Here is a 5,675-nt window from a genome sequence, read left to right on the forward strand (position 1 = left end):
TTTCCTTGTTCAGATGAAGAAAACCTTGTATCTTCACTCTGGTAGCTTCTGTTTTTCATACGTATAATGTTTTGATGATAGTACTTATACGTAAGGACGGTTAGCTACCTTTAGGTTGAGTTCAACAGCGGCGTATAAAGCAAAGGCGGTCAGTGCGTTTCGTGGGTTTGAAGTTTTAATTTAACCCCGCCAAAACTTCGTTTTGACGGGTAAAGATGTATATTTGTAAAACAAAGTTTTGGCTCCATGAAGTTTGACAGGTTTTTGCAAGTAAGGCCTTCGCTTCATCGCCACATACGTTAGCCACCATAAGTGGAAACTTTCGAAACAGATTTGAGAGAAACATATCTATTTCTTAAGTTCTTATAAAATACTTTTTGCAAATGCTAAAACTTGCACGTTTATTCGTTTTTATAGCAAATATATCCTTTTAAAATTATTATGAATTAAAAGATAGAGAAAAATGATTAATTTTAAAGTTAATCGGATAAGAATTGAAAATAGAAGCAACTTATATTTGTTCAAATAAATTATTCAAAATGAGAAAAAAAATAATACTATTTTATGCAATTGCTTTATTATTGGGGGTTAATTGTATTAATGCACAAACCCTGTATGTAAAAAAAACAGATGGAACCCAACAACAGTATGAATTATCTGCATTACGGAAAATTACATTGCCGGAAAATAATGTTGTGATTGATCCATATTCAAATCTACGTGATACCATTGCTATGTCAGAGGTCAGGTATTTTAGTTATACCGATTACGTAACTTCAATATCTGTTGAATTGGAAAAACCAAATAGTTTAATGGTATATCCTGTTCCTGTCAATGATATTTTGAGGGTTCGTTATACATTCGAAAAAACAAAAACCATAACCCTCCAAATTATTGATTTACATGGGAGAACTATAAAAGACGAGAAGATAACAACTGCTAATGGTGCTGTGGAAATTGAGGTTGATGTTAATGATTTGCCAAGCGGATACTACAACTGTGTTATAAACAATGGCAATGTTAATCAAAGCAGTAGATTTGTCAAACAATAAAGATTACAAAAATGAAAAAATATAGCTTAATCATCATTATACTGATATTTGCTTTTGTAGCAAATGCACAAAACGAGACCATGTATATTTACAAAACTGGAAATGAAATCCAAACTATTCCCACACAGGAAATTGATAGTATGACCTTCAGTATCGGTGGAATAAACTACTTAAAAATCCATAAATCAGACCAAATAATTGACATTGCCTCAACTGAAGTTGACAGTATCATTTTTTATGAAGTAACAGCCGGAGACACTTACGGATGGGATTTAAACCGTGATAGTTTAGGTGATGAATTTGTCACTTTTAAAGCCTACCCATTGCATGTGGAAGCAACCGTAAATGATAACGAATGGGTACCAGGAACAAATGTTTATGGAGCAGGATTGTCTATTATTCACATACCTCTATCCTATTTTTCCCAAAACATAAATACTATTAAATTCAGAGTCAACAGAGACGGAAATATTGGTCCAGAAATTCAAGACATCATTTACAAGGGTGAATACAATAACAATACCGATGATAGCACCAACATATACATAACATGTAATGTAGAAGGAAATACAGCCAATGATATAATTGTAAGTGTTAATAATTCAATGATTATTGAAGATCCAGAAGATGACGTTAACTTTTTGATACTACCAGATGAAGCAGGTAATATTTCAATAACCAATTTACCTGCAAGTAGTGGAATAAATGTACCATCAGAAAACTATGAAATGTTTATCTATGGATTATCACCTGAAGAGTCAGTAGGACAAACCATCAACATAAATGTTGATATGCTGCCCATTGTAGAAGGTACAATCCTCAATGGTACTTTCTTAAAGAGAACCGACCAGGGCGATGTTCCTTTTGAAGAATCAGATGGCGATGTATGGATGCACTTGCATCGGGAAAATGGAGTTGCAACTGAATCTTTATTCAACTGGGATGAAAATTATAACACCACAACAGGAGAGTATACAATATCTCGATTAGCCGGAGGAACCTATTATAATCCCCTATTCTGGCCATCAGCTGGTCTGTTTATTGATACCGGCCCCTATTATTTACCTGCTGGTCAAACCAGTACAATTGATTTTGTAATGGAAAGCCGCAAAGGAAGCATTTCTGGTAAAGTTACTGCTTTAGATGGGACAACACCTATTGCCGGATGCAATATTAGCATGGAAAAAGAACTAATCATGGGTGGCGTAATTACCACGTTTAATAGTGAAACAGTAACCACTGACGAAGAAGGTAATTATTCAATCGAAACCTTTTATGGAAATTATAAATTAACTGCCAGCTTCGGCGAAATATGGCCTTATGTGGCAGAAAACATTGTAATATCTGCTAATCCTTTAACTTTCAACTTCAGTATTGATACAAGTGGTGCTGATCCTTCTACATCAGGTGTAAACCTTGCAAGTACTACAACTTCTGACTATTACACTGGATTAACAAATCCGACCGGAATGGACATCGATGGTTCAGGAAATCTGTATGTAGCCGAATACGGAAGCAATCAAATTGTAAAAATTGATAATGCCAATCAGACAGAATCCGTCATTGCTTCAGGTATTGCAAATCCGGTTGGAGTAACACTATATAACAATTTTTTGTTTTGTGCTACAAATAGTGGTAGGGTAATTAAAATTGATTTAAGTGATAATTCTGTTACAGAAATTGCAAATCATGTTGGCTTAAAACTGGGAGATATTGAAGTGTATAATGATACTACAATTTATGTGAGTGAATTTGATATGAATAGCGAAATGGATAATGGTGGCGGACAAAAAATACATAGAATTGATTCGCAAACAGGCAATATAGATTATACATGGGAGATTGATAGTATGGGAGTTTATGGGTTAAAATACAAAGAAGACAATACCATGTATTGTTCTCAATTGGCAGCCTGTACTTTATTGGAAATTGATTTTACAAATAATATTATTTCTAATCTTAATTCAGAAGTGTTGGCTCAGCTTGGAGATCTAGCACTGGCAGCTAATGGCATGGTTGTCTCTTCAGAAATTATCATTGGAGATAATGATTCTGGGGATGAAATCATATTTATCGATCCAACCACAAGAGCCGCTGTTTCATATCCACTTACCTATAATTGTAAACCATTTGGTGTTGTTCTAAATGGTAGTGATTTATATGTAAGCGAATTAAATACAGGGAAGATTACAAAAATTACAGGAATAGTATTTAATTCATTAGAATAATGATTTACGGCGGCTAACACGCTATCATACAGCAGGTTGGGATTGATGGTGTTTTTAGGTTCAGTTCTTTTTCTTATCTTTACTTTCGGGTGATAGGAAAGTGCCTTGAAAACCCAACCCGCTGCATATAGCGGCCACGTTAGGTTGCATTTGGTAAGTACCCCTAGTTGGGCTTAAATAATTGTTCCTTGCTATGTTAAAAAGTTAACTGATTAAAATAAAAACGACACATTTTGACTGACTCTATTTGTTTATTTGCATAAAAACGGAAAAGCTGAAATCCGAAAAAGTAAGCATTATTAAAATTTACAATTATGAATTATTGGTTACACAGAATTTCGCACAAAGCAAAGCTATCTTACCCTTTACTAAACAAAGGCTTTTTAACAATTGGTTTCTCTGATTTTACTGACAATGAATTTATTGATAAAGTGCTAAAAAGTGACTGGGAGTATTTTAATGGAAAATTTAAAGAGAAGTGGGGAGATATTCCTCGAACTAGACATAATCTTTGGCGGTTTTTAAAATTCAGTAAAGGCGATATTGTAATAGTGCCAAGTTGGGGAAGCTTTTTTGTTTGCGAAATTATTGATGAAAGGCCCTTGTTGATTAGTGATGCTTATTCCGATGACCTTCAAACTTGGAGTCATGAGAAAGTTAAAACAAATGGAACGCATCTAATTTCAGAAAATGGAAAAGTTTTCGATTTGGGATTTGCTCGAAAAGTGAAAGTTTTACATAAAAACGTTTCCAGGGCAAAATTTGCTGATGCTAAGTTGACATCAAGAATGAAAATTCGCCAAACAAATGGCTCAATTAATGACTTGAAAAAGAACATTGAAAAGAGCATTACAAATTATATGGAGAATAAACCAATTCATTTTCATTCAATCATAGTTGAAAAAACTGCTAAGCATGTTTTAGAGTCAATAAAATCTGAATTGAATCCTGACAAATTTGAGAAATTAATAAAAAATTACTTCAAGTCAATAGGAGCAAATGAAGTTTCAATTCCAGCCAAAAATGAACGAGATAAAGAAGGAGATGCTGATATTCTTGCTGTTTTTGAGAATATCAAATTGATTATCTACATTCAAGCAAAATTTCGCAAAGGCAAAGTCACGGAATGGGGTGCAAAGCAAATTTTGGACTATAAGACTAACAAGGAGAGCATTGACGATGGTTACAATAAAATTGCTTGGGTGATTACATCAGCTGATAAATATAATGAACAAGCAGAGAAAATTGCCACTGAGAATGAAATTCAACTCATTGCCGGTATCGAATTTTCGAAAATGCTGTTGAATGCAGGGATTAACTTAATGAATATGAACCTATAACGAGGTAGTTGTCAAGTGGCTGAAAATGAGTTGTTTTCTTATTAAGATTGCAACTTAAAATAATTTTTGGAGTCCAGAAACCAAAAAAACGGGGCGTAACCGAAAAGCCAAACGAGTAGGACAAATTAAATCACTAATTATGAAAATAGGAACAATTTTGGGAATTATTGGGGTTGCATTATTGATGCTTAACACCACGTCTGCCATTCTTTTAGGATGGCCCGATTACTACCTAATCAAAGTTATTGTAGATTTTTTGGGTTATGCAGGTATTCTAACATTTTTTATAGTTCTTCTTGTGAAACAAAAAAAACAGTAGCATGACAAAAGAAAATGTAAATCAAATATTAGGTGTAGAGGATAATAACTCAAATACACAAGGACAAGCTGGTCAAACTGTGATTATTAACCAGACAAGAAAAAAATCAAATGGTATCGGAACCGCAGGATTTATATTAGCTTTAGTTGCTTTAGTTTTAGGATGGGTGCCAGTTTTAGGTTGGATAACATGGGTACTTGGATTAATACTTTCTTTTGTTGGACTTTTTAAAGCCCCAAGAGGTATGGCAATAGCAGGCTTAATTATATCTTTAATTGGAATTGTTTTATTATTGGTTGTCTTTGCAGGGGCAACAATGGCCTTTCTATAGCTAAGTAAACAAAATAAATTATTATAGTGAAAGGTGGATTGGAATTAAATTCCTAACGTATTTATGAAATCCACCTTTTATTATACTACTATAAAAACGCAACCTAACAGCGGTTCATAAAGCAAAGGCGCCAAGTGCGTTTTTGTGGGTTTGGGATTTTATTTTAACACCGCCAAAACTTCGTTTTGACGGCAAAAGTTGTACATTTGTAAAACAAAGTTTTGGCTCAGTGAAGTTTGAGCGGTCTTTTCAAGTAAAGCCTTCGCTTCATAACCGCGAACGTTGGGCTTAATTATACGCAACATGAAAGTTTTTTACATAATAATTATAGGATTCATTTTTATCGGGTGTAGTCATTCCTACGAAAAGGAAGAAATTAAAGCGATTGAAGATATCGCAAATGAT

The 5,675-nt window shown here is 33.9% G+C and carries 5 protein-coding genes; all 5 read left to right on the top strand.

From position 1 onward, the window contains the following. The first annotated feature begins 539 nt into the window (after positions 1 to 539). Positions 540 to 1,052, top strand: coding sequence for a T9SS type A sorting domain-containing protein (locus ACTB0Y_RS07200; protein WP_463206138.1), 513 nt, complete (start codon positions 540 to 542; stop codon positions 1,050 to 1,052). An 11-nt stretch (positions 1,053 to 1,063) separates the two neighbouring features. Continuing rightward, positions 1,064 to 3,280: a hypothetical protein gene (locus tag ACTB0Y_RS07205; protein ID WP_463206139.1), complete on the top strand. Its 2,217-nt coding sequence runs from the start codon at positions 1,064 to 1,066 to the stop codon at positions 3,278 to 3,280. 314 nt (positions 3,281 to 3,594) lie between these two features. Next, on the top strand, positions 3,595 to 4,620 hold the full coding sequence (locus tag ACTB0Y_RS07210) for a restriction endonuclease (RefSeq protein WP_463206140.1): 1,026 nt from the start codon (positions 3,595 to 3,597) through the stop codon (positions 4,618 to 4,620). Between the two features lie 139 nt (positions 4,621 to 4,759). After that, complete coding sequence (locus tag ACTB0Y_RS07215; protein ID WP_463206141.1) at positions 4,760 to 4,939, top strand: hypothetical protein; 180 nt, start codon at positions 4,760 to 4,762, stop codon at positions 4,937 to 4,939. A 1-nt stretch (position 4,940) separates the two neighbouring features. Further along, positions 4,941 to 5,270 (top strand): hypothetical protein, encoded by a 330-nt coding sequence (locus ACTB0Y_RS07220; protein WP_463206142.1) that lies wholly within the window; start codon positions 4,941 to 4,943, stop codon positions 5,268 to 5,270. Positions 5,271 to 5,675: the final 405 nt, after the last annotated feature.

It is taken from the genome of Salinivirga sp. (genome assembly GCF_055145285.1).

Excerpts from the sequence above, each read along its gene's own strand:
- ACTB0Y_RS07200 (WP_463206138.1), top strand. The coding sequence starts at position 540 with ATGAGAAAAAAAATAATACTATTTTATGCAATTGCTTTATTATTGGGG.
- ACTB0Y_RS07205 (WP_463206139.1), top strand. The coding sequence starts at position 1,064 with ATGAAAAAATATAGCTTAATCATCATTATACTGATATTTGCTTTTGTA.
- ACTB0Y_RS07210 (WP_463206140.1), top strand. The coding sequence starts at position 3,595 with ATGAATTATTGGTTACACAGAATTTCGCACAAAGCAAAGCTATCTTAC.
- ACTB0Y_RS07215 (WP_463206141.1), top strand. The coding sequence starts at position 4,760 with ATGAAAATAGGAACAATTTTGGGAATTATTGGGGTTGCATTATTGATG.
- ACTB0Y_RS07220 (WP_463206142.1), top strand. The coding sequence starts at position 4,941 with ATGACAAAAGAAAATGTAAATCAAATATTAGGTGTAGAGGATAATAAC.